Annotated in this window: 19 protein-coding genes; 11 read left to right on the forward strand and 8 right to left on the reverse strand. The window is 67.9% G+C overall.

Translation table 11 applies throughout. From position 1 onward, the window contains the following. Nucleotide 1 precedes the first annotated feature (1 nt). The 3 genes from Mspo_RS15090 to Mspo_RS15100 are packed head-to-tail and all read left to right on the forward strand — an operon-like array spanning nt 2 to nt 5,786. Nucleotides 2-928 carry a DUF58 domain-containing protein gene (locus Mspo_RS15090; protein ID WP_159731151.1) on the forward strand — a complete coding sequence of 309 codons (927 nt, stop codon included), beginning with the start codon at nt 2-4 and terminating at the stop codon, nt 926-928. Continuing rightward, on the forward strand, nt 928-3,708 hold the full coding sequence (locus tag Mspo_RS15095; RefSeq protein ID WP_159731152.1) for a DUF4159 domain-containing protein: 2,781 nt from the start codon (nt 928-930) through the stop codon (nt 3,706-3,708). Before Mspo_RS15090 ends, Mspo_RS15095 begins: the two co-directional genes overlap by 1 nt. Further along, the gene (locus Mspo_RS15100; RefSeq protein ID WP_159731154.1) at nt 3,705-5,786 is read left to right on the forward strand and encodes a hypothetical protein; all 2,082 of its coding nucleotides are present in this window, start codon (nt 3,705-3,707) and stop codon (nt 5,784-5,786) included. Before Mspo_RS15095 ends, Mspo_RS15100 begins: the two co-directional genes overlap by 4 nt. Nucleotides 5,787-6,159: 373 nt before the next feature. Here the strand turns inward: Mspo_RS15100 and Mspo_RS15105 are convergent, their stop codons facing one another. The 3 genes from Mspo_RS15105 to Mspo_RS15115 all read right to left on the reverse strand — a co-directional run bounded on the left by Mspo_RS15105 (nt 6,160) and on the right by Mspo_RS15115 (nt 9,568). Further along, complete coding sequence (locus Mspo_RS15105) at nt 6,160-7,650, reverse strand: outer membrane beta-barrel protein (RefSeq protein ID WP_159731156.1); 1,491 nt, start codon at nt 7,648-7,650, stop codon at nt 6,160-6,162. 218 nt (nt 7,651-7,868) lie between these two features. Continuing rightward, nucleotides 7,869-9,074 carry a cell division protein ZapE gene (gene zapE, locus Mspo_RS15110; protein ID WP_244613469.1) on the reverse strand — a complete coding sequence of 402 codons (1,206 nt, stop codon included), beginning with the start codon at nt 9,072-9,074 and terminating at the stop codon, nt 7,869-7,871. Then, entirely contained in the window at nt 9,071-9,568 is a 498-nt protein-coding gene (locus Mspo_RS15115) for a GNAT family N-acetyltransferase (RefSeq protein WP_159731158.1), read from the reverse strand. Before Mspo_RS15115 ends, zapE begins: the two co-directional genes overlap by 4 nt. A 158-nt stretch (nt 9,569-9,726) precedes the next feature. Between Mspo_RS15115 and Mspo_RS15120 the strand changes: the two genes are divergently transcribed. Then, nucleotides 9,727-10,290 carry a GNAT family N-acetyltransferase gene (locus Mspo_RS15120; protein ID WP_159731160.1) on the forward strand — a complete coding sequence of 188 codons (564 nt, stop codon included), beginning with the start codon at nt 9,727-9,729 and terminating at the stop codon, nt 10,288-10,290. After that, entirely contained in the window at nt 10,287-10,820 is a 534-nt protein-coding gene (locus Mspo_RS15125; RefSeq protein WP_244613470.1) for a GNAT family N-acetyltransferase, read from the forward strand. Before Mspo_RS15120 ends, Mspo_RS15125 begins: the two co-directional genes overlap by 4 nt. Here Mspo_RS15125 and Mspo_RS15130 read toward each other — a convergent pair. Further along, nucleotides 10,811-11,284, reverse strand: coding sequence for an NUDIX domain-containing protein (locus Mspo_RS15130; RefSeq protein ID WP_159731162.1), 474 nt, complete (start codon nt 11,282-11,284; stop codon nt 10,811-10,813). The genes Mspo_RS15125 and Mspo_RS15130 overlap by 10 nt on opposite strands. A gap of 151 nt (nt 11,285-11,435) precedes the next feature. Here Mspo_RS15130 and mbfA point away from each other — a divergent pair, with 151 nt between their 5' ends. Both mbfA and Mspo_RS15140 read left to right on the forward strand, forming a co-directional pair. After that, the gene (gene mbfA, locus Mspo_RS15135) at nt 11,436-12,407 is read left to right on the forward strand and encodes an iron exporter MbfA (RefSeq protein WP_159731164.1); all 972 of its coding nucleotides are present in this window, start codon (nt 11,436-11,438) and stop codon (nt 12,405-12,407) included. Between the two features lie 8 nt (nt 12,408-12,415). After that, nucleotides 12,416-13,297: a metallophosphoesterase gene (locus Mspo_RS15140; RefSeq protein WP_159731166.1), complete on the forward strand. Its 882-nt coding sequence runs from the start codon at nt 12,416-12,418 to the stop codon at nt 13,295-13,297. Between the two features lie 5 nt (nt 13,298-13,302). Here the strand turns inward: Mspo_RS15140 and Mspo_RS15145 are convergent, their stop codons facing one another. Then, entirely contained in the window at nt 13,303-14,259 is a 957-nt protein-coding gene (locus Mspo_RS15145) for an FAD-binding oxidoreductase (protein WP_159731167.1), read from the reverse strand. Nucleotides 14,260-14,271: 12 nt separating this feature from the next. After that, entirely contained in the window at nt 14,272-14,637 is a 366-nt protein-coding gene (locus Mspo_RS15150) for a group 1 truncated hemoglobin (RefSeq protein WP_159731168.1), read from the reverse strand. A 76-nt stretch (nt 14,638-14,713) separates the two neighbouring features. Here Mspo_RS15150 and Mspo_RS15155 point away from each other — a divergent pair, with 76 nt between their 5' ends. Then, nucleotides 14,714-15,199: an Rrf2 family transcriptional regulator gene (locus tag Mspo_RS15155; protein ID WP_159731169.1), complete on the forward strand. Its 486-nt coding sequence runs from the start codon at nt 14,714-14,716 to the stop codon at nt 15,197-15,199. 25 nt (nt 15,200-15,224) lie between these two features. Here Mspo_RS15155 and Mspo_RS15160 read toward each other — a convergent pair whose 3' ends face one another. Further along, nucleotides 15,225-15,971: a hypothetical protein gene (locus Mspo_RS15160; RefSeq protein ID WP_306344968.1), complete on the reverse strand. Its 747-nt coding sequence runs from the start codon at nt 15,969-15,971 to the stop codon at nt 15,225-15,227. A 477-nt stretch (nt 15,972-16,448) separates the two neighbouring features. On the opposite strand from Mspo_RS15160, the gene Mspo_RS15165 reads away from it, so the two are divergent. The 3 genes from Mspo_RS15165 to mobA all read left to right on the forward strand — a co-directional run bounded on the left by Mspo_RS15165 (nt 16,449) and on the right by mobA (nt 23,538). After that, nucleotides 16,449-21,893, forward strand: a complete 5,445-nt coding sequence (locus tag Mspo_RS15165) for a glycosyl transferase family 36 (RefSeq protein ID WP_159731170.1) — start codon at nt 16,449-16,451, stop codon at nt 21,891-21,893. Between the two features lie 131 nt (nt 21,894-22,024). Then, complete coding sequence (locus tag Mspo_RS15170) at nt 22,025-22,891, forward strand: hypothetical protein (RefSeq protein WP_159731171.1); 867 nt, start codon at nt 22,025-22,027, stop codon at nt 22,889-22,891. A 23-nt stretch (nt 22,892-22,914) separates the two neighbouring features. Continuing rightward, nucleotides 22,915-23,538 (forward strand): molybdenum cofactor guanylyltransferase MobA, encoded by a 624-nt coding sequence (gene mobA / locus Mspo_RS15175; RefSeq protein ID WP_159731172.1) that lies wholly within the window; start codon nt 22,915-22,917, stop codon nt 23,536-23,538. A gap of 268 nt (nt 23,539-23,806) precedes the next feature. Here mobA and Mspo_RS15180 read toward each other — a convergent pair. Beyond that, on the reverse strand, nt 23,807-24,198 hold a 392-nt coding region (locus tag Mspo_RS15180), incomplete at its 5' end, for a hypothetical protein (protein ID WP_210252812.1).

A 24,198-nucleotide genomic window follows, 5' to 3' on the forward strand; every position in this document is an offset into this window, starting at 1 on the left:
GGTGGCGGGCCCCGCCGTTTCGACCCGCGCCTTCGAGGCCTCCGAGCGGCTCGCGGCGAGCGCGCGGGGCATAGACGCCGCCGGGCTCGCGAGCCGGCTGCCGGATATCGTGATCCGCGCGCGCGAGGTGGCGGCGACCGTCGTCCATGGCGCGCATGGCCGCAGGCGCGCGGGGACGGGCGAGAATTTCTGGCAGTTCCGGTCCTTCGGGGCGGGCGAGTCGGCACATCGCATCGATTGGCGCCGCTCGGCGCGCGATGATCGCCTCTTCGTGCGCGAACGCGAATGGGAGGCCGCCCATTCCTATTTTCTATGGATGGACTGCTCGCCCTCCATGGCCTTCGTCTCCTCGCTGGCGCTCGAGCCCAAGCTCGACCGCGCGCTGACGCTCGGCCTCGCCCTCTCCGACGTGCTGATGCGCGGCGGCGAGCGCGTGGGGCTGCTCGGTCTCACCCAGCCCATATCGACGCGGGACATCATCGAGCGGCTCGCGCAGGCGCTCCTTTCCGCCGGCGCGGCGGCGCGCGGCGAATTGCCCGGGGCCGCGGCTCTGCCTGCCGGCGCGAAGGCGCTCCTCATATCGGATTTCCTCTGCGATCCGCAGGCGCTCGCCGAGCGCCTCACCACGCTCGCGGCGAATGGCGCGGCCGGCGCTCTGCTGATGATCGCCGATCCGGTCGAGGAGACATTTCCTTTCGAAGGCGAGACGCTCTTCCTCGACACCGACAGCGGCGCGCAATTGCACGCCGGCCGCGCCCAGGCCTGGCGCGAGGCCTATGTCGAGCGCCTCGCGCGGCATAGGGACGAGATCGTGAAAGCCGCCGCGAATGTCGGCTTCTCGTTGCATGTTCACCGCACCGACCGGCCGGCGGCGGAGGCGGCGCTCTCGTTGAGCTTCGCGCTTACGTCCGGATTGGAGCGCGTCTGATGGGGCTCGCCTTCGCCGCGCCGCTCGCGCTTCTCGGACTCCTCGCCCTGCCGGCGATCTATCTGCTGCTGCGGGTGACGCCGCCGCGCCCGCGGGAAATCGTCTTTCCGCCGATCCGCCTGCTGTTCGACCTGCTGCGCCGCGAGGAGACGCCGTCGCGCACGCCCTGGTGGCTCCTGGCGCTGCGCCTCGCGATCGCCGGCCTCGCGGTGCTGGCGATGGCCGGCCCCGCCGTCACGCCCACCGCGACGGCGTCCTTCTCGGGCGCGCCCTTGCTGATCGCGATCGATGACGGCTGGCCGGCGGCGTCCGATTTCGACGCAAGGCTCGAGGCCGCGCGCGCCATTGCCGCCGACGCGACGCGCTCCGGCGCTTCCGTCGCGCTCTTGCCCATGTCGGAGGCCGAGGCCGCTCCGGCGCTCCAGGACGGCGGCGAGATCGACGAGCGCCTGCGGGCGCTGGCGCCGCAGCCCTATATCCCCGACCGCGCCGCCGCCGCCACGCGGCTTTCCGAGTTCGTCGCCGCCCATCCGCATACGCGTCTCGTCTGGATCGCCGACGGGCTGGAGCAGGGCGGAGCGAAAGATTTCGCGAAAGCCCTGAATTCGGCCGCCGCAGCCGGCGCAAAGGTCGACACACTGACCGGCGCTCACATTCCGCGCGCGCTTCTCTCCCCGCAGAACACGGCCGCCGGCCTCGAGGTGGACATTGCGCGGGCTTCCCCGGAGGCCGGCTCCTCCGGCTCGGTCTCCGCCTATGACGCGCAAGGCCGCGTGCTGGCGCAGTCACGATTCGATTTCGGATCCGGGGAGACGGCGAAAGCGCGCTTCGATCTGCCGATCGAGCTGCGCAATGAAGCCGCGCTGCTGCGCCTCGACGGCGAGGCTTCGGCGGGCGCCGCGGCGCTGCTCGACGGGCGCTCCAAAGTGCGCCGCGTCGCCGTGCTGAGCGGGACGAGCGCCGATCTCGCGCAGCCGCTGCTCGAGCCGCAATATTATCTCCAAAAAGCCTTCGCGCCTTTCGCCGAGGTGCGCGAGCCGCGGCCGGGCGCCGCCGATCCGCTGCCCGGCCTCATCGCCGAGCAGCCCAATATCGTCGCGCTCGCCGATGTCGGCGTGCTGCCGCAGGACGCGCATGAGGCGCTCGTGCGTTTCGTCGAGGAGGGCGGCCTGCTGCTGCGCTTCGCCGGCGCGCGCCTCGCCAATGGCGGCGACGATCTCACCCCCGTGCGGCTGCGGCGCAGCGGCCGCGTGCTCGGCGGCGCCATGTCCTGGGACACGCCGAAGAAGCTCGCGCCCTTCGAGCCGTCGAGCCCCTTCTATGGCCTGACAGTCCCCGACGAGGTGACGGTGACGCGGCAGGTGCTGGCCGAGCCCGAGCCGGGCCTGCCGGCCAAGACCTGGGCGGCGCTCACCGACGGCACGCCGCTCGTCACAGCGGAACGGCGCGGCAGGGGGCTCGTCGTGCTGTTCCATGTGAGCGCCGACGCCGCCTGGTCCAATCTGCCGATCTCCGGTCTCTTCGTCGACATGCTGCATCGGATCGCCGCCGACAGCGGCGAGGCCGCCGCGCGCCGCGCCGAAGACGGCGCCCGCAACGACGCGCCGGCGCTGGCGCCGCTCGTCACGCTGGACGGGCGCGGACGTTTGGGCGCGCCGCCGCCCTCCGCCCGTCCGATCGCCGGCGATTATGACGGCGGCGCGCGCCGCGACCATCCGCCGGGCTTCTACGGCGCGGCCGACGCGCCCGTCGCCGTGCAGCCGCTGCGTCCGGGCGACGAATTGCGCGCGTTCGATTTTGCGGGGCAGGGGCTCTCCGTCGCGCCTCTGCGGGCCGGCGCGCCGATCGATCTTCGCCCCTTCCTGCTGGCGCTCGTTTTCCTCGGCCTCCTCGCCGATTGGCTGATCCTGCTCATGATGTCCGGCGCCTTGCGCCGCGCCGCGCCCATTGTCGTCGGCGCGCTCTGCGCGCTCGCTGTTCTCGGCGCCGCTCCCGAGCAGACCCACGCCAAGGACGCGCCCTCCATCGCCACTACGCGCGACCGCGAGGCGGCGCTGACGACGCGGCTCGCCTATGTCGTCTCCGGCGACGCGCGCGTCGACGAGACGAGCCGGCTCGGTCTCGAAGCGCTGTCACGCGCGCTCAATCAGCGCACCTCCTTCGCGCCCGGACCGCCCGTCGGCGTCGATCCCGCGCGCGACGAGCTCGCCTTCTATCCCATGCTCTATTGGCCGATCGTCGCCGGCGCGCCGCTGCCTTCGGCGCAGGCGATCGCCAAGATCGGCGTTTATCTCAAGCAGGGCGGCACCATCGTCTTCGACACGCGCGACGCGCTCACCGCGCATGAGGGCGGAGCGCCGACGCCGGAGACGCAATGGCTGCGCGATCTGACGCGCCATCTCGACATACCGCCGCTCGAGGTCACGCCGCGCGATCACGTCATCACCAAGACCTTCTATCTTCTCGACGGCTTCTACGGCCGCACGATCAACGGCAAGACCTGGGTCGAGGCGCTGCCGCGGGATAGCAAGGACGATTCCACGCGGCCGGTGCGGGCGACCGACAGCGTGTCGTCCGTCGTCATCACCTCCAATGATCTCGCCGCCGCCTGGGCCGCCGACCGCAACGGCCAGCCGCTCTACACGCTGACGCCGGGCGGCGCGCGTCAGCGCGAGCTCGCGATCCGCGGCGGCGTCAATCTCGTGATGTATACGCTGACCGGCAATTACAAATCCGATCAGGTTCATGTTCGCGACCTGTTGGAGCGGCTCGGCCAATGAACGAGCTCTCCCTTTCCTTCACGCCGCTCCTGCCCTGGCCGGCGCTCGCCGCGCTCCTTCTCGCGGCGGCCCTCGTCGCGCTCTTGTCGCTGCGCGCGGGCGGCCGCGGCGCGCCTCTGCGCCTCGCGACATTGGCGCTGGTGCTGCTGGCGCTCGCCGATCCTTCGCTGGTGCGCGAGCAGCGCGAGCCTTTGAAGACGATCGTGCCGATCGTGCTCGACCGCAGCGAGAGCCAGAGCTTCGGCGAGCGCATGGCGCAGCTGGAGGCCGCGAAATCGGCGCTCGAAGCGGCGCTGCAAAAGCTCGGCGACATAGAACCGCGCTTCATCGACGCCGCGCGCCCGGGCGGCGAGGCGGATGGAACCAGACTGTTCGAGGCGCTGGACGAGGGGCTGAAGGACGTCCCGCGCGAGCGCATCGGCGCGGCTATTCTGGTGACGGACGGCGTCGTCCACGATATTCCGGCCAATGCCGGCGCGCTCGGCTTCAAGGCGCCGCTGCACGCGCTCGTCACCGGCCATGAGGGCGAGCGCGACCGTCGCTTGGAGCTCGTCGAGGCGCCGCGCTTCGGCATTGTCGGCAAGGATCAGACGATTCGCGCGCGCGTCGTCGACAGCAATCTCGGCGGGACGGAGCCCGTCGTCATCGCGACGCGCCGCGACGGCGAGACGCTCGAGCCCATCGTCGCGCGCGCCGGCGAGATCGTCGACATTCCCGTGCGCGTCGCGCATGGCGGCGCCAATGTCGTCGAGCTCGAGGTCGAGGCGCTGCCCGGCGAGCTGACGGCGGTCGACAACAAGGCCGTCGTCACCATAGAGGGCGTGCGCGACAGGCTGAAGGTTCTGCTCGTCTCCGGCGAGCCGCATCCGGGCGAGCGCAGCTGGCGCAATCTGCTGCGCTCCGACGCCAATGTGGAGCTCGTGCATTTCACCATTCTGCGGCCGCCGGAGAAGCTCGACGGGACGCCGCCGCATGAGCTCTCGCTGATCGCCTTTCCGACGGCCGATCTCTTCGGCCGCAAGATCAACGAATTCGACCTCATCGTCTTCGACCGCTATTCGAACCAGACGATCCTTCCGTCCGTCTATTTCGACAATATCCTGCGTTACGTCGACAATGGCGGCGCCTTTCTCGTCGCCACGGGGCCGGATTTCGCGACCGTGCAGGGCCTCTATTACTCGCCGCTCGAGAGCATCATACCGGCGCGGCCGGACGGCTCGCTCTTCGAGCGCGCCTTTCGCGCGCGGGTGAGCAAGGAGGGGGAGAAACATCCGGTCACGCGCGGGCTCGAGGGCGCGAAAAGCGAGCCGCCCGCCTGGGGCGAATGGTTCCGTCAGGTCGATGCGGATGTGGTGAAGGGCAATTCGATTCTGACCGGCGCAAACGACAAGCCGCTGCTCGTGCTCTCGCGCGAGGGCAAGGGGCGCGTCGCGGCGCTGCTCACCGATCAGATGTGGCTATGGGCGCGCGGCTTTGAGGGCGGCGGCCCGCATGTCGATCTGATGCGCCGCCTCGCCCATTGGCTGATGAAGGAGCCGGACCTCGAGGAGGAGGCGCTGCGCGCGAGCGCCCATGGCCATGACATTACGATCGAGCGTCAGAGCCTGAAGGACGACGCCGCATCCGTGACGATGACGACGCCGTCCGGCGCGACGTCGCAAATCACGCCGGCGCCCGCCGAGCCCGGCCTCTCTCGCGCGCATCATGCGGCGAAGGAGACGGGGCTCTATCGCTTCCAGAGCGGCGAATTGACCGCGCTCGTCAATGTCGGGCCGGAGAATCCGCGCGAGTTCCGCGAAGTGGTCTCCACGACGGAGAAGCTGCGGCCGCTCGCTGACGCGACCGGCGGCACGGCGCGGCGATTGTCGAAAGACGCGAGCGGCGCGATTTTTCTGCCGCGGATCGTGGAGATGCGCGAGGCCTCGAGCTTCGGCGGCGCCGATTATATCGGTGTGAAGCGCACCGGCGCGAGCGCGTTGAAGGGCGTCGAGATCGCGCCGCTGGCGATGGGGCTGTGGGGCCTCGCGGCGCTGCTCGGGGCGATCGTGCTGGCGTGGGGGTGGGAGGGGAGGAGGTAGCGTGAGCGTCGGCGCAAAATCGCGTTGCTTCTCGAGCGGCTCGGCTCGACGCCCGCTTGAATCCTGAGCGGACGGCATCAAATTCGAGAATGCGGCCAGCGACGGCCCTCGAGGCTATAATGGACAGGAGGAAAAGATGGACGGCTTGTTCATTCCTGCGATTATGGTTTTTGCTACGATTGCCGCCTTCATCATGATGTCCCGCATGTTGTCGGGAAGGTGAGCGATCTCGCGAGTTCGAGAATGTAGGGCCCGGTCCTGGCGACCGGGCTTTTCCGTCTGGAGCATGTTCCCGAAAAGTGCGAAGCGATTTTCAGAAAAACATGTGAATTCAAATAGTTCTCGAAGGGCGTCGCTTCGAAACGCTTACTCCTCACTTCAGCGTGAACGGCGCGATCACGTCGATGGCGAACATGCCGGTCGACCGCCTGAAGCCGCTCGCGCCGAAGAAAGGCGCCGCGCCGGTCAAGGATGCGTCGTAGCGCAGCTCCGGCCGAATTGTCAGGCCGGTGATCGGCAGGCCTTTGGGGATTTGCGGCGTGATCGTCAGTCCCGCGGTGATCTCCAGATAGCTCGTGCCGCGCCCCTCCGGCTGGAAGATCGCCGAAGGCGCGTAGAAGCCATGTTCGACATTGATGTAATCGAAATAGCCGGGATAGGCGCCGACGTAATAGTTATTGTGATCGCGCCAGAATTCGACGCGGCCGTTCAGTTGGAACACATCATCGAGCTTATAGGAGGCGTATTGCGCCACGCCATAGCCTTTGACGCCGCGCGCGCGGCGGGGAATGAGCGAGGCGTCGAAATGATGGATGTCGGCGAGCGCGCTCAACACGCCGTCCGACAAGCCGGTGACGGACAGCGCATTCCATCCGTCGTCGAGAACGTAATTTATGTCCGTGCTCAGAGTGAGCCTGTCGGTGGCCTTCCAGGTGAGGGTGAGATCATTGCTGTAGGACAAGGCTCGATTGGGGTCGCAGGCGCATTCATAGGGAATGTTCGGCCAGCCGACGCCGAGCGGATCGAGCTGCCTGGGGTCTTCCGGACCTATATGCGTCGCGCCGAGAATCGTCAGCTTTCCGTCGAAGGCCTTTATGCGCAGGCCGGCTTGGAAAGAGGCGGAATTGTTATTGTCGCCCGGCCATCCCAGGCCCGTGCTCTCGCCCGACATCACGCTCGCATGGACAAAGAGCCAAGAAGCGAGATCCGCGGACAGCATCACGCCCGTCTGCTTGAGCGGAATGCCGAAATTGAAAATATAGGAATGGCTGTAGAACAGGCTGTCCACCAGTTCCGCGCCTTCGAGCGTGACGAATTGGCCGATCTTCACGTCGAATCCATTTTCGAGGATCCAGGGAAGATGCGCGGTCGCGAAGGCTTGCAGCACGTCGATCTGCGTGCGGTCATGCATCGCATAATCGAGCTCGCCGAGAAAGTGCGTGTAGCGCGCGTCGGAGCCGACCATGCCCTGAATCTTGAAGCCCATGTCGAATTCCTTCGTCGCTTTCGGGTCGGGAAGGCGCTGCGCGGTCAGCACGGCTGCGTTGAATTGCGGCTGATTGGCGCGATCGGTGAAGAGATGCCCCCAATTGAGCTTGTTGAAGGGATGGTCGAAATTGAAGGTGGAGCCGCCTTCGACGAAGCCCGTCATCGTCAAGCTGTCGAGCCAGGACGGCGGCAGTTTTTTCCGATCCGATTTCTTGTCCGAGCTCGCGCGCGATGGAGTTCGCGCGCTGGACGCGGCGGGCGACGTCGGCCAACCGAGGGGCGCGCGATCATCGTCGTCTTCCGCCGAAGCGGGAGCGGCGGCGAGCGTCGTCGCGACGACGCCGGCCAGAAGTCTCGACCGTCGAGTTTCGACCACAAGGAGGCGCGCCTCTCCTTTGAAAAAATCCAATGAAACATACTTACGAGAAACGCCGTCGATCGCGCCGACCGCGAGCGCGAGGCCACAAATCTTTCCGTGTTTCGATGAAACACGGAAAGATTTGTGGCTTTTGTCTCGACGCGTTTCCGACGCCGAACCGGCGTCCGCTTCGGCGGGAAACGCTCTATCCGATTCCGCCGGCCCGAAAGAGTCGGTTATTCTACGGCCCCGGCCGCTTCGCGGTCGGCCAGATAGTCCTGTGACCGCATCTCGATCAGCCGCGAGACGGTGCGGGCGAATTCTTGCGCCTCATGTCCCGTCGGCGCGCGATAGAGGTCGCGCGCTTCGCTCTGCGCGGAGAGGATGAGCCGCGTCTTCTTTTCATAGAGCACGTCGACGAGAGTGATGAAGCGCTTGGCCTCATTGCGGCGCTCCAATGTCATCGCCGGAACCTCGTCGAGGATGATGGCGTCGAAAGCCTCGGCGAGAGCCATATAGTCGGCGGCGCCGGTCGGACGCGCGCAGAGCTCCTCGAAATGAAAGCGCGCGACGCTTCCCGCCGCCTGCGGGACCGTAAGGTCGCGGCCGGCGACGCGCAGCCTCATAGGCGCGCCTTCGGCGACGCCGGTCAGCCGCAGAAACAGCGCGTCGAGCGCGGCGCGGGCGCGCGCGTCCGCCGGGGCGAAGAAGGTCTCGCCGAGCGGCGTCTTCTCGAGGCGGAAGTCGGCGCGCGCGTCGAGGCGCAGAATGTCCAGCCGCTCTTCGATCAGCGCGATGAAGGGCAGGAAGAGGTCGCGGTTGCGGCCGCCCTCATAGAGCCGGCGCGGCTCGACATTGGAGGTCGCCACGACGATGACGCCGCCCTCGAGCAACATCGTGAAGAGGCGCGAGAGAATGGTCGCGTCGGCGATGTCGGCGACGCAGAATTCGTCGAAGCAGAGCACGCGCGTCTCGCCCGCGATCTCCTGCGCGACGTGGGCGAGCGGATCGGCCGCGGCGCTGCGGCGGGCGGCGGCGAGGCGCGCGTGAACCTCGGCCATGAAGGCGTGGAAATGCGCGCGGCGCTTTGCTTCGAGCGCCAGCTCCGCGAAGAAAAGGTCCATCAGCGTCGTCTTGCCGCGCCCGACGAGGCCGTGAATATAGAGGCCGCGCGGCGTCCGGCAGGGCGCGCGGCGTGCGAGCAGTCGGCCGAGCCGCGCGGCGAGGCCGCTCGCGGGCGGCGGCGGACGGCGCGTCAGCTCGCGCGCCAGCGCCTCCAGCCGCTCGAGCGCGGCGAGCTGCGCGCCGTCGCGCTCGAGCGCGCCGTTCGCGACGAGATTTTCATAGCGAATGAGGAGCGGCCGCGGCGTGGGCGCGGAGATGCAGCTCGCCGACTGCGGTTGCCGACCGCCGGGCGCCTTCCGCCCGAAGACGCGTCTCACAGTCTGCGCATCCTGCCATTGGCCGCTTCGAAGGCGCCTTCGCGCAGCTCGCAATAGAGCAGGCGCTCGGGATCGACCGGGCCCGGCATCACGATCTTGCCGCGCGGCGTGCGGGCGAAGCCGAGCCTCGCGTAATAGTCGAGATCGCCGACGAGCAGCACGAGCCCATGGCCGGCCGCCCGAGCGGCGTCGAGCGACTTCTTCACCAGAGCCTCGCCGAGGCCCTGCGAACGGAAGGCCGGCTCGACCGTCAGCGGGCCGAGCAGCAGAGCCGGGGTCTCGCCGATGAGGATGGGCGTCATCCGATTGGCGCCGACGAGCAGCGTGCCGACATGGGCGACGAAGGAGAGCGAGAAATCGGGCTCGACGCCCTCGCGCAGCCGATAGGCCGTGCGCGCATAGCGTCCCGGACCGAACGCCCGCTCCTCGAGCTTTTCGATTTGGGGCGCGTCGGCCGGCGTCTGCGGCGAGAAGCGAATGACGAGATCGATCATGGCTGCGCATAACATGGCGGATGGCAAGGACAAAGCATCGCCCCGATCGATCCTCGAGCTCGACGCCGAACCGGGGTCCGCTTCGGCTGGAAACGCTCGAGACGCCGAAACGACGGAATCGAGGGCCGCGCCGGCCCGAGTCTTGCTCGCGCGTCGGCATGAGCGCGATCGAGATCAGACCCGCGACGCCCGAGGACGCCGAGACGATCGCCGCCCTCCACGTCGCTTGCTGGGCGGAGACCTATTCGGCTCTGGTCCCGGCCAAGGTCCTCGCCGACTTCACTCTGGAGGCGCGCCTCGCGCAATGGCGCGAGACTTTGGGCGGAGCCGGGCCGCAACAGCCGCCGCCGAATGTGTTCCTGGCGCTGAACGGCGAGGGCGCGGCGGTCGGATTCTGCGCGAGCGGCGCGCAGCAGAGCGATATACTCGGCGAGCGGGGCTTCGCCGGCGAGTTTCAGGCGATCTATCTGCTGAAGGAGGCGCAACGCCTCGGCGGCGGCCGACGTTTTATGCGCGAGATGGCGCAGGCGCTGCGCGCGCGCGGAATCGAATGGGGGAGCCTGTGGGTGCTGCGGCATAATTTTTCGGCGCGGCGATTCTACGAGAAGCTCGGCGGCCGCAAGATCAGCGTCGAAGGCGCGTGGCGCGGCGTGCCGGAGGTCGCCTATGGTTGGCGCGATCTCGGCCTCCTCATCGATCCTCCGCCGGCCAAGCCCTGGTGAGCGGTTTTCTCATACGCGCGGCGGCGGTCGCCGATGCGCAGACGATCGCCGCGCTCAATCTCGCCTGCTGGCGCGAGACTTATGCGGGCCTGCTGCCGGCGGAGACTTTCGCGAGCCTCGCGCTCGACGAGCGTGTCGACCATTGGCGCGGCGTTTTCGGCGCGGGAGCGGGCCGCGTCGCTCTGGCGCTCGATCCGGCGGGAGAGGCCGTCGGCTTCTCGCATTGGCGCGAGCATGAGCTCATCCTCGGCGGCCGGCTCGGCCGCGGCGGCGAGATTTGCGCGATCTATCTTCGCCGCGCCGCGCAGGGGCAGGGGCTCGGCCGTCGCCTCGCGCGGCGGGCGGCCGAGGAGATGCGGGCGAGCGGCCTGAAATGGGCGAGCCTCCTCGTGCTGCGCGACAATCTCCCGGCGCGACGCTTTTATGAGGCGATGGACGGCCGGCGCTTTGGCCGCGAGCTATTCTGGCGCGGCGTTCCGCAGGTGGCCTATGGCTGGCGGGATGTCGACCGGCTCGCCGCTCACCAATAGGGCGAGACGGGCGCGCCCCCGATGACTTCCGCTATGCGGGCGCGGGTCGCCGTGGTCGCGCTCTCGGGAAGCGCGTCGATCGGAAAGAAACCCGCCTCGGCGATCTCGCGGTCGGGCGCGCGCGGCGCGCTCTGGCGAAAGGCGCGCGCGACGAAGAGCGCGACATGATCGCGCTTCGATATGCGGCGATTGAGATAGATCCCGCGCAGCTCCGCCGGCGCTTCGAGCTCGATATTGCCTTCCTCGGCGAGCTCGCGTCCGAGCGCCTGCTCCAGCGTCTCGCCCGGCTCGACGCCGCCGCCCGGCAGATAGAAGCCCGAGATATAGGTGTGGCGCACCAGGAGCACGCGATTGTCGGCGTCGACGACGAGGCCGCGCACGCCGAGCGTCATCGGCCGCAACGCCATGGCGCCGAGCACCACGAGGCGCGTCGTCAGCAGCGTCCGCCAGCCGGCCTCGCTCATCGCGACGCCCGCGTGGGAGCGGCCGCCGATTCAAATCTCTGGCGTTCCATGTCCCGACACTCTAGAACCGCTCCAAATCGCCGCCGGCGCGACTTACGGGCGTCTCGAGATTACTAGCGCCGCTGTTCCGCCGAGCGCAAGGAGCGCCAGATTGAAATCCTTTTCCGAGCTCTCGGAACGCGAGATTCTCGCCGTCGCCATCGCCTCCGAGGAAGAGGACGGCCGCATCTATCTGAGCTTCGCGGAAGATCTTTCCGATCGCTATCCCTCTTCGGCCAGGGTTTTCGAGGAAATGGCCGAGCAGGAGGCCGCCCATCGCCACGCCCTGCTCAACCTCTACCAGAAGCGCTTCGGAGCCCATCTGCCGCCGATCCGGCGCGAGGATGTGAAAGGCTTTCTGCGTCGCCGCCCGATCTGGCTCACGCGCAATCTCTCGCTCGAGACGATCCGTAAGGAAGCGGAGGTGATGGAATATGAGAGCGCGCGCTTCTATCAGCGGGCGGCCGAGCGGGCGACCGACGTCGGCGTGCGCAAGCTCCTCGGCGATCTCGCCGCCGCCGAGCAGGGCCACGAGACATTGGCCGTGCGCCTCGGCGCGCAGATTTTGACGCCCGGCGCGAAAACGGCCGAGGACATCGCCCATCGGCGGTTCTTCATCCTGCAATATGTGCAGCCGGGCCTCGCCGGCCTGATGGACGGCTCCGTCTCGACTCTGGCGCCGCTCTTCGCCGCCGCCTTCGCCACGCACAATAATTGGGAGACGTTTCTCGTCGGCCTCGCCGCCTCGATCGGCGCCGGGATCAGCATGGGCTTCGCCGAAGCGCTCTCGGACGATGGCTCGCTCACCGGCCGCGGCTCGCCGATCCTGCGCGGCGGCGTCTGCGGGCTGATGACGACGCTCGGCGGCCTCGGCCATACGCTTCCCTATCTCGTGCCGGAAGCGGTCCCCAACGCCTTCAATATCGCGACGACGGTCGCCGGCGCCGTCGTCTTCGTGGAGCTCTGGGCGATCGCCTTCATCCGCGCGCGATATATGGATACGCCTTTCCTCCAGGCCGTGTTCCAGATCGTGCTCGGCGGCGCGATCGTGCTCGCGGCTGGCGTTCTCATCGGCGGAGCCTGAGGATTCGCATGGGATTTCTGCTCGCCCATCTCTCCGACGCCCATATCGGGCCGATCCCGCGGCCGACGCTGCGCGAGCTCGCCGGCAAGCGCCTGACCGGCTACGCCAACTGGCTGCACAAGCGCGCGCAGGCGCATGACATGGGCCTGCTCGGCCGCATCGTCGAGGACATAGCGGCGCAAAAGCCCGACCATGTCGTCATGACCGGCGACATCGTCAATATCGGCCTCGACGCCGAGATCGAGGCGGCGCGCCGCTGGCTCGCGAGCCTAGGCCGTCCAGAGGATGTGAGCTTCACCCCCGGCAATCACGACGCCTATGTGCCGGCGGCCGTCCCGCGCGTCGCCGACACTTTCGCGCCCTGGACGACTTCGGAGGAGGGCGAGGGCTTTCCCTATCTCAGGCGCCGCGGCGGCGTCGCGCTCATCGGGCTCGATTCGGCCGTTCCCACAGCGCCTTTCATCGCCACGGGGCGGCTCGGCGCGGCGCAGCGCGAGAAGCTCGCGGCGCTCCTCGACAAGACGAGGGCCGAGGGGCTCGTCCGCGTCGTGCTGCTGCATCATCCGCCGTACCGCGGCGGCGCGAGGCCGCTGCGCGGCCTCGACGACGCCGCCGAACTCGAGGCGATCATCGCCCGCCATGGCGCGGAGCTCGTGCTGCACGGCCATAATCACAAGATCAGCGTCCACCGTCTGCCGGGGCTCCACGGTCCGGCGCCCGTGGTCGGCGCGGCCTCGGCCTCGGCGCGCTCCGGCACCCAAACGCATCGCGCGGCCTATAATCTCTACTCGATCGAGCGAAGCGGGGAGGCCGTGACGATCTCCGCCCGCGCGCGTGGACTTGTCGAGGGCGGCGAGTCGATCGGCGACATCGGGACGCTTGCGCTCTGACCCCGTCAGGAGGCGGGCAGGAAGACGTCCGCGCGGAGCCTCGCCAATTGGGCGCCGCGCAGAAACAGGGCCCGTTTCACGCGATTGACCAGATCACCGCCGCCGCAAAGAAAATAGGAGGCGGCGTCCGGCTGCGGCTCGCCCTCGAGCACCGCCTTTTCGACGTCGCCATCGGCGGCGCCGAGAGAGCCGAGAACGCAAGGGATATAGGAAAAGCGCTCGCGCTCGCGGGCGAGCGCGGCGAGTTCCTCGGACAGATAGAGGCCGGAACGCTCGCGGGCGCCGTGATAGAGGCGGATGGGCCCGCGATGGCCGCGCGACAAAGCGTCTCTCAGAATGCCCCAGAGGGGCGCCAGCCCTGTGCCGGCTCCGACGAGAACGAGGGGCCGGTCGCGGTCGGCCTCGTCATAGTAGCAGGCTCCGAACGGCCCGCGGACCGCGAGCCGGTCGCCGACGGACAAGCGTTCGGCGATGAATCCACCCATGCGGCCGTTGGGCAAGAGGCGGACATGCAATTCCAGAAACGCCTCCGCTTCCGGAAGGCTGGCGATCGAATAGCTGCGGACGCAGCCGTCCGGCGTTTCGAGAGAGAGAAACTGCCCCGGCCGATAGGCGAATGGAGCGCAGGGCTCCAAACGCAGGCGAACGACCGTCGGCGCCAGACGGTCGATCGCGCAGACGCCGACCTCGGTCGCCTCGAGCGACGGGCCGGCGCGAAGGACTTTCAGCGGCCCTTTCGGCACGCAGACGCAGGGAAGGAAATAGCCTTGCTCCTTCTGCGCTTTCGACAAGCCTCGCTGCGCCTCCGCCGGTATCTCTCCCTCCGCCCGGCTGAGGCAGGTCTGGCAGATTCCGGCCCGGCAGGAGTGCGGCGCGTCCACGCCTGCGGCCAGCAGCGCGGACAGCACGTCCTGGTTCGGGGCGATCGGAACGGGCCGATCGTCGAAAGTGAGCGAGGCCATGCGTCGTCCCCTTCAGCGATCGAGGACGTCGTCGCGCGTGGAATTGGCGAGCGCCGCGACTTCGGCGATGTCCTCGTCGCGGACGCCGAGCTCCTTCAGCGTGGCGCCGAGGAGCTCGATGACGGCGTCGACATGCACGTCGCCGAGGCCGCGCGCGACGAGACGCCTGTGGCCTTCGCGCATGTCCTTGCCGGTATAGGCGTTCGGACCGCCGAACACCATTGTGAGAAAGGCCTTCTGCTTGGCGGCCTGCTTCTCCATATCGACCGAGTCGAAAAAGCCGTTGATGCGGTCGTCGGCCAGGACCTTGCGGTAGAATATGTCGACGGCGGCGTCGACGGCGGGAGCGCCGCCGAGGCGTTCATAGAGGGTGGACATTTGCCTCTCCTTAAAACAGGTATTTACGATACCTGTTTTAGGCGAAAGCTGCGGAGGAGGCAAGGGAGAGACTGTGATGCGGTTGACGCTGCATAGCGACCTCGGCTTCAGGACGCTGATTTTCCTCGCTGTCGCAGGCGAGAGCGGCGGCTCCATTCCGCAGATCGCGAAGGCCTATGGAGTCTCGCAGAACCACTTGAAGAAGGTGGTGAATCATCTCGCGCATGCGGGTTGGGTCGAAGCCGCGCGCGGACGCGGCGGCGGTCTGCGGCTGTGTGTCGCGCCCGCGCAGATCTCGATCGGCGCGGTCATGCGCGAGATGGAGAGCGATTTCGCGCTCGTCGATTGCCTGGGCGTCGAGCCGGAGCGCTGTCTGATCGCCGGCAATTGCGGGCTGCAGCGCATCTTCGGAGAGGCGCTCCGCGCATGGTTTCAGACGTTGGATCGCTACTCGCTGGCGGATGCGGTCGACAGACCCGGCGTCCTCCGCGATCTGCTCGGATCGGCTGTCGCCGCGCCGGCTGCGCGCGCCGCGAAAAGTTCGGCTCACGAAAAAAAATGACGCCGAACGCTGCGCGCCGCGCGCGTCAGCGGACCCAATCGCGCCCGAGAAGATCGGCGGCGAGCAGCCAGAGCAGAAAGAAGAACGCCGCCGCGCCGGCTCCCTGCGCCAGGAACAAAATAGCCCGATAGAGCTTCTCGCCGAGGCCGCCAGGACGAGGCAGAGCCGGGAGGCTCGCCGAGGAAGCCGCAATTCGCTTCTTCTTCGCCGCCTCCCCGGCAAAGGCGCGGGCGCCGCCCTGGCCGGCGAAATCGAAAGCGAGCGCCTTCTCGCGCTCGATCAGCCGATGGGCGATATATTCGGTGATCGCGTCGACGACGGTCGCGACATTCTCGCTCTCGCCGATGGTGATGCGGCCATGGCGCGTGTCCTGCAAGAAACGATAGGTGCGGCGGTCGCGCCCCATTTCGACGAAGCCGACGTGATCGATGAAGAGCCGCGGCCGGTCGCCATGCGAGACGCCGACGTCGAAGAGATCGCAATCCTTCGGCGCCTGGGCGAGGACGGGGTCCAAATGGTCGCGCAATATTTCGAGCCGAGCGATTTCCGCGTCGCGGAGATCGGCGAGAACGCCGGAGCGCTCGGCGTTGGCGAGCCGCGCCCGCCGCATCGCCCCGGTCAGATTGGCGACGCGCGTCTCCTTGGTCTCGGCGAGGGCGCGCTGGCCGGAGCCGATCCGCTCTCTCGCCGCGCGCCTGTCGGCGACGAGCGCCGTGGGGGCAGGCGCGTCGCCCGTCGTCGCCGGTTGGCTGTCCCTCTTGGACTCGTCCATGTCACTCATTCGCACGAAAGACCGCATAGCGCATTTCATTATACCCCGTCGCAGCCGAGTTTCGACCAGAAAGCGCGCCGGTCGAAAGTCCGGCCGGCGCGCTCGCCTCCTGAATCGATCCATTATCGGCGGCGAGCTTTGCTCGTTGGATCGCAAAGGCGGGTAAAGCATGACCTTCGTTAGGAAGGCGCCAATGAGATATCGGGAATAATACTGATAATTCGAGACGAATAGTCGAAGACTGCAATTTTGTTCTATCGGCGATTTTTTGCATCTTGCCGCACAAAGCCCGAAGCGACCCCGACGACCCGTTCCGCTGACGTCGCTGCGTTTTCGCGGACGGCCGAGCTCGCGGAAGAGTCGACATTTGCGCCGCCTTCCGGCAAATCTCCGGCCGATGAGAGCGGGCGCCCGCAGATTCGCGCGCAGGAGGAGGCCGCCGCCCGCCGCGGGCCGCGCCGCAAGCTGGAGACCCAAATGGCGCCTTTCGACGCCGGCCTGCCGATGACGGGCGCGCGATCCGGGCGGATCGCATTCGGCGCGGTCTGCGGGGGCGTTTCCGCGCTCGAAGCGGGCGGGGGCAGGGAGCATCTGCTCGTCGCCGGCTTCTTCGCGGCGACGGCGCTGTTCCTGCTGCGGCCGGCGCTCGGGCGCCTCCGGCTGGGCGTCGATTTCGCGCTCGATTTCGCCGCCGTCGGGGCGCTCGCCTTCCTCTGCGATCCGAATGGCGTGCTCTGGCGCGCGCCCGATTCGCTCGGGAGCCTCTTTACGCTGACGTCGATCGGAGCGAGCTCGGCGGCCGGTCTCTATCTCCTCGGCGTCGCCATTCTGCCCGGCTCCCGTTTCGCGCTGCGCGGGGCGCTGTTTTTCTTGCCTTTCCTGTTTTGCCTGTTGATCGCCTTGGGCTCGCCGACAATCGGCGAATTGGGCGGGCTCCTCTTCCTCGGCCTCGCGGTTCCGGAGACGGCGCGCGCCATCGCCGCGCGCGGGGTCATTCTGTTCCTGCTGAACGAGGCCGTCATCGTGGGAGCGCCGCTGGCGCTCGGCCGCTATCTGCCGCAGCAATGGCGACCGCATGGCGTGCTGCTCCTCGCCGCGCTGATCGCGGCCGTCACGCCGGAGATCGCGAGCATAGGCTCATCCTCCATCGTCGCCTTGCTTCCGGCGCCCATCGCCGTCGTCGCGGCCTCGCTGCTCGCCGCCGCCGCCCAGGCGGGCCTCTGGGGCGAGACCTATCTCGTCACCCAGGCCATGGCGGGAATGCTGCGCGGAGCCCCCTCTCTTCCCGTGATCGTGCTCAGCGATTGGAAGACCGGCGCCGCCAAAGGCGCGGTTTATGGCTTCGTCTTCATGCTGCTGCTCCTCGTGGCCGGCATGGTCGTGACCTTCCCGCCGGCGCTCGGCCTCGTCGTCGCCATGGGGCCGGTCGGCGGCGCTCTGATCGGCGCGGCGACCTTCCCGCTCGCGCGCGCCATTGTCGAGAGCACGGATTCGACGGCGCCTTTCTACGCCCGCTTGCGGCTCGAATATCGGCGCGTCGCCAATGTCCCGCGCGGCCTCGTCGCCGGCGCGGCGGTCGGCCTCGCGCTTCTCGTCGGCCTGCCGAACGAAGACGGGGGCGCGCGATTCCTCTTCGGCGCGGGGGCGGGGCTGCTCGCCTATGCCGGCGTCGATATGGGCTTCGATCTCTTCGCTCTTTGCGAGAAGCGCCGCCAGCATTTGCGCAACTGGCGCGTCTATGCGCTGGGCGCGCTGCTCGGCGGCCTCGTCGGCGGGGCGATCGCCTGGTATCTCGACGCCGATCAGCTCGCGACGATCGCCAGGAAGTTCTTCGCCTATATCTCGCTGAGCTACGCGGCGGACGGCAGGCCGGTTTCCGATTACGTCATCCGTCCGCTGTTCTCCAAATGGGGCGCGACAAATCTCGGCCTCGTCGACGGCGGCGTGCGGCTCTTCTTCGACGAGTCGCTCTCGGGCGTCATCCAATGGGTGTTCGCCGCGCCTTTGTTCTCGATCAATCTCTTCTTTCTGACGGCCCTGGTGCGCCGCAGCCTCGCGCCTTTGCGCCAGCTCGCGAGCCTCGAGGGGCTCGACATGCTGGTCGACAACGCCGTGCGCGTGCTGCGCTGGGGCTTGTGGATGGCGCCGGTCATCTATTCCTTCTTGAAGGCCGCGCCGGATCCGGCCTGGTACAATCAGGACGGCCTCATCCGCACCGGCGTCGCGATCTGGATGAATCATGCGTTGCCGGACCAGGATTTTCGCGCCTGGAGCCTCGACATCTTCACCGCTCTGCTCGCCTATGACGCGATCCGCGTGCTGATCTGGTTCGACCATATGGGGCTGCGCGTCGCGACCTTGGTCAATCTCTCCTTCGTCGGCGGCGACGTCGCCGACGAGAAGGCGGCGCGCTTCATCGGCAAGGCGCAGAAGAGCCGCGCCATTCCGGAAGGGCTCCGCCGTTTCGGGACCTGGGCGCCGCTGCTGCTGCCCTTCTACATTCCGCGCGGCGCGGAATGGGATCAGGCCTGGAACGCGGCCGAGCGCATGTCGCATCTGCGGCCGCCGTCCTATTCCTATCTCATCGGCGGCTATATGGCCTATGCGGGCGTGCTCTCCATCGCCCTCGTCGTCTTCCTGCTGATGCAGCTCGCCAAGGCCGGCAAGCTGCCGCTCGAAGGGATCACCGGCGCCGGCGGCGCGCCCGGCTCCAAGCCCTTCGAGCTCACCAACGGCCTCGTCTCGTCGCAATGGTTCGAGGACGGGCAGGGCGCCATGCGCGTCGAGGGCGTCGCGCGCGGCGGCCCGCCGATCGACCTCACCCGCCGGCCGGACGATCACGCCCATCCGCGCGGCCGCTTTCTGTTCTTCCGCGAGGAGGGCGGCGAGCTCTGGTCCTTCGGCTCCGCGCCGACCTGCGCGCGCTGCGAGAAGGTCTCGCTGGAGAGCGAAGGCTGCACATTCCTCTATTTTCTCATGGAGCAGGGCGGTTTCGCGATAGAGGCGAAGATCGCGCTCGCGCCGGACGAGGCGGTGGAAATCACCAAATTGCGTCTCGTCGACCTCGAGCAGCGCCCGCGCAAGATCACTCTGGCGACGCTGCGCGAATGGGTGCTGAACGAGACCGGCGTCGAGCAGCGCGACGCCGCCTATAACGCCATTCACATCGGCACATGGTTCGTCGGCGGGCTGAACGCGGTCATCGCGCAGAACCGCCTGCTGAAGGGCGGCGCGCGTCGCGACGTCGATCGGCGTCTCTCGCCGGAGGTCGGCTTCCATGCGATCGGCGCCGGCGAAGGGACGAAGCTGCGCCTCATCGGCTATGAGGATGTGAAGGCCCGCTTCTACGGCCTCGGCGCCGCCGGCGCGCCGGACAGCCTCACCGACGGCGAGCCGCCGCGCGACCCTCGCGACGAAGGTCTTTTGTTCGGCTTCGAGCCGATCGCGAGCCTGCGCGCCGAGCTCGAGATTTCGGCCGGCGGCGCGGCGGAGATCGTCATCGTCGACGGCTGGGCGCGCGACACCGCCGCGGCGACGCGCACGATCGCGAAACATCTCTCCCGCGATGTCGATTTCGCAGAGGTCGAGGCCGCGCTGGCGCAAAAGCGCGCGCTGATCCCGCCGCCCGTTCCCGCGCAGCATCGCTTCGCTTTCGCAAAGGACGGCCGCAGCCTGACGCTGCCTCCGGACACGCCGCGCCTCTACGCCCATGTGATCGCCAATGCGGTCGGCCAGGGCGCCGTGCTCGGCAATCACGGCGACATCTATTCCTTCCACGGTAATTCGCGGCTCAACGGCTTCACGCCCTTCCGCATGGGCGAGGGCCGCATGACGCCGGCGGGGCAAGCGATCTACGTCTATGATCTCGCCCGCCAGGACGCGCATTCGGCGACTTTCGTCCCGCTGCGGCGGCGGGACGCCGAGCATTCGGTGGAGTATGGCCTCGGCTATGCGATCTATCGCGCGCGCCGCGACGATCTCGAGCTCGAGCTCACCGTTTTCGTTCCGCCGAGCCAGCCGGTCGAAATCAAGCTGCTGCGCATCGTCAACCATAAGGATCACGAGCGGCTGCTGCAGATCACGCCGGCGATGGAGATCGTCCTCGCCGAGACGCCGAACGACAGTCTCGGCAGCGTCGAGGCGGTCACGGGCGAGAACAATCGCGCTCTGTTCTTCCGCAACCCCGATAATAATTTCGTCCAGGGCTGGGCCTTCGCCGCGACCTCCTTGCCGGCGGAATTCGTCGAGACGTCGCGGCGGCGCTTCCTCGGCCATGAGAGCCGCGATCCGGCGCTTCCCTATATGGTCGAGCACGGCCATCCGGATGCGGGCGCGCCGGAGCATCAGCGCAAGGTGGCGAGCTTTTCCGGCGCGATCGACGTTCCCGCGCTGGGCGAGCAGAGGATCGTCGTCGCGCTCGGCCAGACGAGGGAGCTCGAGAGCTCCAAAATATTGGCGGCGCTCGCCAGCGACACCGCCTATGCGACGCGCGCGCTCGAGGAGACGAAACGAGACTGGGACCGGCGCCTCGGCGTCTTGCGCGTGAAGACCAATCGGCCGGAGTTCGACCGCCTCGTCAACGACTGGCTGCCCTATCAGCTGCTCGTCTCGCGGCTCTGGGGCCGTTCCGGCCCGGCGCAGCGCTCCGGCGCGACCGGCTATCGCGACCAGCTGCAGGACGTGCTGCCGCTCATTCATCTTTCGCCCGAGCTCGCCCGCGCGCAGATTTTGAAGCACGCCGCGCATCAATTCATCGAGGGCGACGCGGTCAAATGGTGGCATGACGCGCCGGACGGCGGCTGCGGCGTCGCCGACCGCACCCACGCCTCCGACCCGCATCTCTGGCTGCCCTATGTCGCCATCCGCTATGTGAAAGGGACGGGCGACGACGCCATTCTCGACGCCATCGAGCCCTTCCTCGAGGCGGATCTCACCCCGCCGGATCGCGAGGGCCATGCGAGCGTGCCGCTGACCTCGCGCGACAAGGACACGCTGCTCGGCCATTGCGCGCGGGCGATCGATTATTCGCTCGACCGTTTCGGCTCCCATGGTCTGCCGCTGATGGGGACGGGCGATTGGGACGACGGTCTCAATTTGCTGGGCGCGGAGGGGCGCGGCGAGAGCGTCTGGGTCGGCTTCTTCCTGCATGGAATTCTCGTCGACATCGCGCCTCTCTACGAGGCGCGCGGCGACGCCGCTCGGGCGACCCGCTATCGCGAGCGCGCCGAGGCGTTGCGCGCCGCGCTCGACTCCTGCTGGCGCGGCGACCGCTTCCTGCGCGCCTATGCCGACGACGGACGCGAGGTCGCGCCGATGAGCGCGATGACCGCCTCCTGGCCGGTCCTCTCGGGCGCCGTCGATTTCGCGCGCGGCAAGGCGGCGCTCGACGCGGCGCTCGCGCAGCTCGGCCGGCCGGATCGCATTCTGCTGGTCACGCCCTTCTTCGACGAGAATTCGAGCCCTTATCCCGGGCGCAGCGCCGAATATCCGCCGGGCGTGCGCGAGAACGGCGGACAATATTCGCATGGCGTCTCCTGGCTCGTCGACGCGCTGACGCGCCTCGCGCTGGAGGCCGCAGGCCGCGGCGAGCGCGCCGAAGCCGATGCGCTGTTCGAGCGCGCATGGCGGGCTTGGTTCTCCATCTCGCCGCTGTCGCGCCTCGCGACGCCGGCGGCGGCGGACGTCTATGGACTGGCGCCGCATCAGCAGCCGGCCGACGTCTATGAGGGCGAGGGATATGAAGGCCGCGGCGGCTGGAGCTGGTACACGGGCGCCGCCGCGCGCATGCTCTCGGCCGCTTACGGGCTGCTCGGCATAGAGATGATCGACGGCGAGCTGCGCCTGCGCGCCGACGCTTTCGAGCCCAAAGGCGATTTGCAGCTCGAGAGCGTGCGTTGGCGCGAGGAGACCTTCTCCGCCTGACGCGACGCGACGAAGCCTTCACCATAGAGCGACGCGCGGCGGCAATTTCGCTTGCCGGGAAATTTTTTCCACATTAGCGTCCCGGCCTCGAACGGCGTTTTTCGATCGGACGCCGATACGGCTTTTTTTTCATGCGTTCTTGTGCGCGTTTCTGCTGCATCGTCGCGGCGCTGTCGATTCATCATACGACGGCGTGCCGCGCCGGCGCGTTTCTGCAAAAGCCGGGCGAGGGGATGGTCATTCTCTCGACGAGCATCGCCGATGCGCACAAGGCCTATGACGCGCGCGGCCGGCTCGGCTCGGCGCCTTCCTACACGAAATTCGAGACGCAGGCCTATTTCGAATATGGCCTCGCCGACGGGCTGACCTTCGTCGCCGAGTCGAATTACATGCGTTTTCGCGGCGCCGACGAGCAGCGCCCGCTCGAGCAGCTGCGCTATCTGACCGCCGAGGCGCTCGCCGGCGCGCCGCTCTATCTGCCCGCGGGCGTCGGCGCCGGCCCGCGCTACGAAGGGCTCGGCGCCGGCTGGCTCGGCGGGCGCCTGCGTCTTCTCGAATGGGGCGCGACGATCCTCTCGGTTCAGGCGAGCCTGCGCGGCGCGACGCCCGGCGCGCAGATCTATCTCGACATGAAGCGGCGGCTCCAGGAGGACGCGCGTCTCCAGCTCGGCTGGCCGGTGGAGCTGTTCGGCATTTCCGGCTTCGGCGAGGCGCAGCTCGGCTTCCGCTCGGCGGGGCGGAGCGGCGACGAGATCCGCGGCGAGACGACCTTCGGCCTGCGGCCGATGGAGGGCGTGCTGTTCCTCGCCCAGAGCTTCCTCGCTCTTTCGCCCTGGAGCGGCGATGCGCCTTTCATGGCGTCGCAGAAGCTCCAGCTGAGCGCGGTCTGCGACGTGACGCGAGAGGTCGCCCTGCAGCTCGGCGTTCGCGCCGCTGTGCGCGGCGTCAACGAATCCGCCGAGCGCGGCCTCCTCGGCGCCCTATGGTATAGGTTCTGAGACGGGCCGTTGGGCGAGGGAAAATGACGCGCTGTTTCGGACTTATCCTGGCCGGCGGGCAGGCGCGGCGCATGGGCGGCGTCGCCAAGCCGCTGATAGAGGTCGGCGGCGCGCCCATTCTCGAGCATGTCGTGCGCCGGCTCGCGCCGCAATGCGTGCGGCTGGCGCTCAACGCCAATGCCGATCCCGAGCAATTCGCCCATTTCCATCTGCCGATCGTGCCGGACGAGGTGGAAGGATTCGCCGGGCCGCTCGCCGGCGTGCTCGCCGGCCTCGACCATGTGGCCGCCAATTTCCCGGACGTTCGGCTGGTTCTGAGCATTCCGGCGGACACGCCTTTCGCGCCGCAGGATCTCGCGCAGCGCCTCTCCCTCGCGCGCGCCGAGGCGAAGGCGGAGATCGCCGTCGCCGCCTCGGGCGGGCGCGTTCATCACGCAGTGGCGCTGTGGCCGGTCGCGCTGCGCGAGCCGCTGCGCCATGCGCTGGTGAAGGAGGATCTGCGCAAGGTCTCGGGCTTCATCGAGCGCCACGCCAATACGCGCGTCGAATGGAGCGAAGCGCCCTACGACCCATTCTTCAACGTCAATCGGCCGGAGGACATTGAAGAGGCGGAGCGCATAGCGGCGAGCCTCGAAATTCAGCAGTAGACAAATCGCGATCGCATAGCGCCGCCGCCAGTCATCGCGAGCGAAGCGACGCGATCCAGAGCCGTGGGGCGGCCCTTAGAGTCTTTCCGTGTTTCATTGAAACACAGAAAGACTCTAAGCTTTTGTTTTCACGCGTTTCCGACGCCGAACCGGCGTCCACTTCGGCTGGAAACGCTCTAGATCGCGGCGCGCTGCGTTCTTCGCGACGATGGAAAAAACCTCTCGTACGATTTCCGGTTGATCAATGCGCAGATGAAGCAACAGCCCCTCACCCTGAGGAGCCCGCACCGATCTCGGGTTTACCCGAGATCGGCGTAATAATGCCCAAGTCGGGCAAGCCCGACTTGGGTGCGGGCGTCTCGAAGGGTCGAAGCTGGGCGCGCTGGATCATCCTTCGAGGCTTTTTGCGTTCCGCAAAAAGCGCCTCATGTATGGACGGCCCCCGTTGCGCAAGAAAAAAGATCGGCGTTTGGGCTCGGCTGGGAGCGGTCATGTATCCGGCCTGTTCGCGCGGCGCATGACCGCTGGCCCAAAGGGGTTTCGCCGAACGGATTCCCATCAGGATGACGCGCTGCGGCGCGCACTGAGGCATCGGAATGTTCCGTCCGAGGTTCCCGACCATTTTGCCGTTTCGCCTTTCTTGCTCCTTACGCCTCCTTA

The sequence above is a fragment of the Methylosinus sp. Ce-a6 genome, from assembly GCF_009811655.1.
Classification (GTDB): Bacteria; Pseudomonadota; Alphaproteobacteria; order Rhizobiales; family Beijerinckiaceae; genus Methylosinus.

Coding starts and splice junctions, on each gene's coding strand:
- Mspo_RS15095 (WP_159731152.1), top strand. CDS start 928: ATGGGGCTCGCCTTCGCCGCGCCGCTCGCGCTTCTCGGACTCCTCGCC.
- Mspo_RS15100 (WP_159731154.1), top strand. CDS start 3,705: ATGAACGAGCTCTCCCTTTCCTTCACGCCGCTCCTGCCCTGGCCGGCG.
- Mspo_RS15115 (WP_159731158.1), bottom strand. CDS start 9,568: ATGATCGATCTCGTCATTCGCTTCTCGCCGCAGACGCCGGCCGACGCG.
- Mspo_RS15120 (WP_159731160.1), top strand. CDS start 9,727: ATGAGCGCGATCGAGATCAGACCCGCGACGCCCGAGGACGCCGAGACG.
- Mspo_RS15130 (WP_159731162.1), bottom strand. CDS start 11,284: ATGAGCGAGGCCGGCTGGCGGACGCTGCTGACGACGCGCCTCGTGGTG.
- Mspo_RS15140 (WP_159731166.1), top strand. CDS start 12,416: ATGGGATTTCTGCTCGCCCATCTCTCCGACGCCCATATCGGGCCGATC.
- Mspo_RS15145 (WP_159731167.1), bottom strand. CDS start 14,259: ATGGCCTCGCTCACTTTCGACGATCGGCCCGTTCCGATCGCCCCGAAC.
- Mspo_RS15150 (WP_159731168.1), bottom strand. CDS start 14,637: ATGTCCACCCTCTATGAACGCCTCGGCGGCGCTCCCGCCGTCGACGCC.
- Mspo_RS15155 (WP_159731169.1), top strand. CDS start 14,714: ATGCGGTTGACGCTGCATAGCGACCTCGGCTTCAGGACGCTGATTTTC.
- Mspo_RS15160 (WP_306344968.1), bottom strand. CDS start 15,971: ATGGACGAGTCCAAGAGGGACAGCCAACCGGCGACGACGGGCGACGCG.
- Mspo_RS15165 (WP_159731170.1), top strand. CDS start 16,449: ATGGCGCCTTTCGACGCCGGCCTGCCGATGACGGGCGCGCGATCCGGG.
- Mspo_RS15170 (WP_159731171.1), top strand. CDS start 22,025: ATGCGTTCTTGTGCGCGTTTCTGCTGCATCGTCGCGGCGCTGTCGATT.
- mobA (WP_159731172.1), top strand. CDS start 22,915: ATGACGCGCTGTTTCGGACTTATCCTGGCCGGCGGGCAGGCGCGGCGC.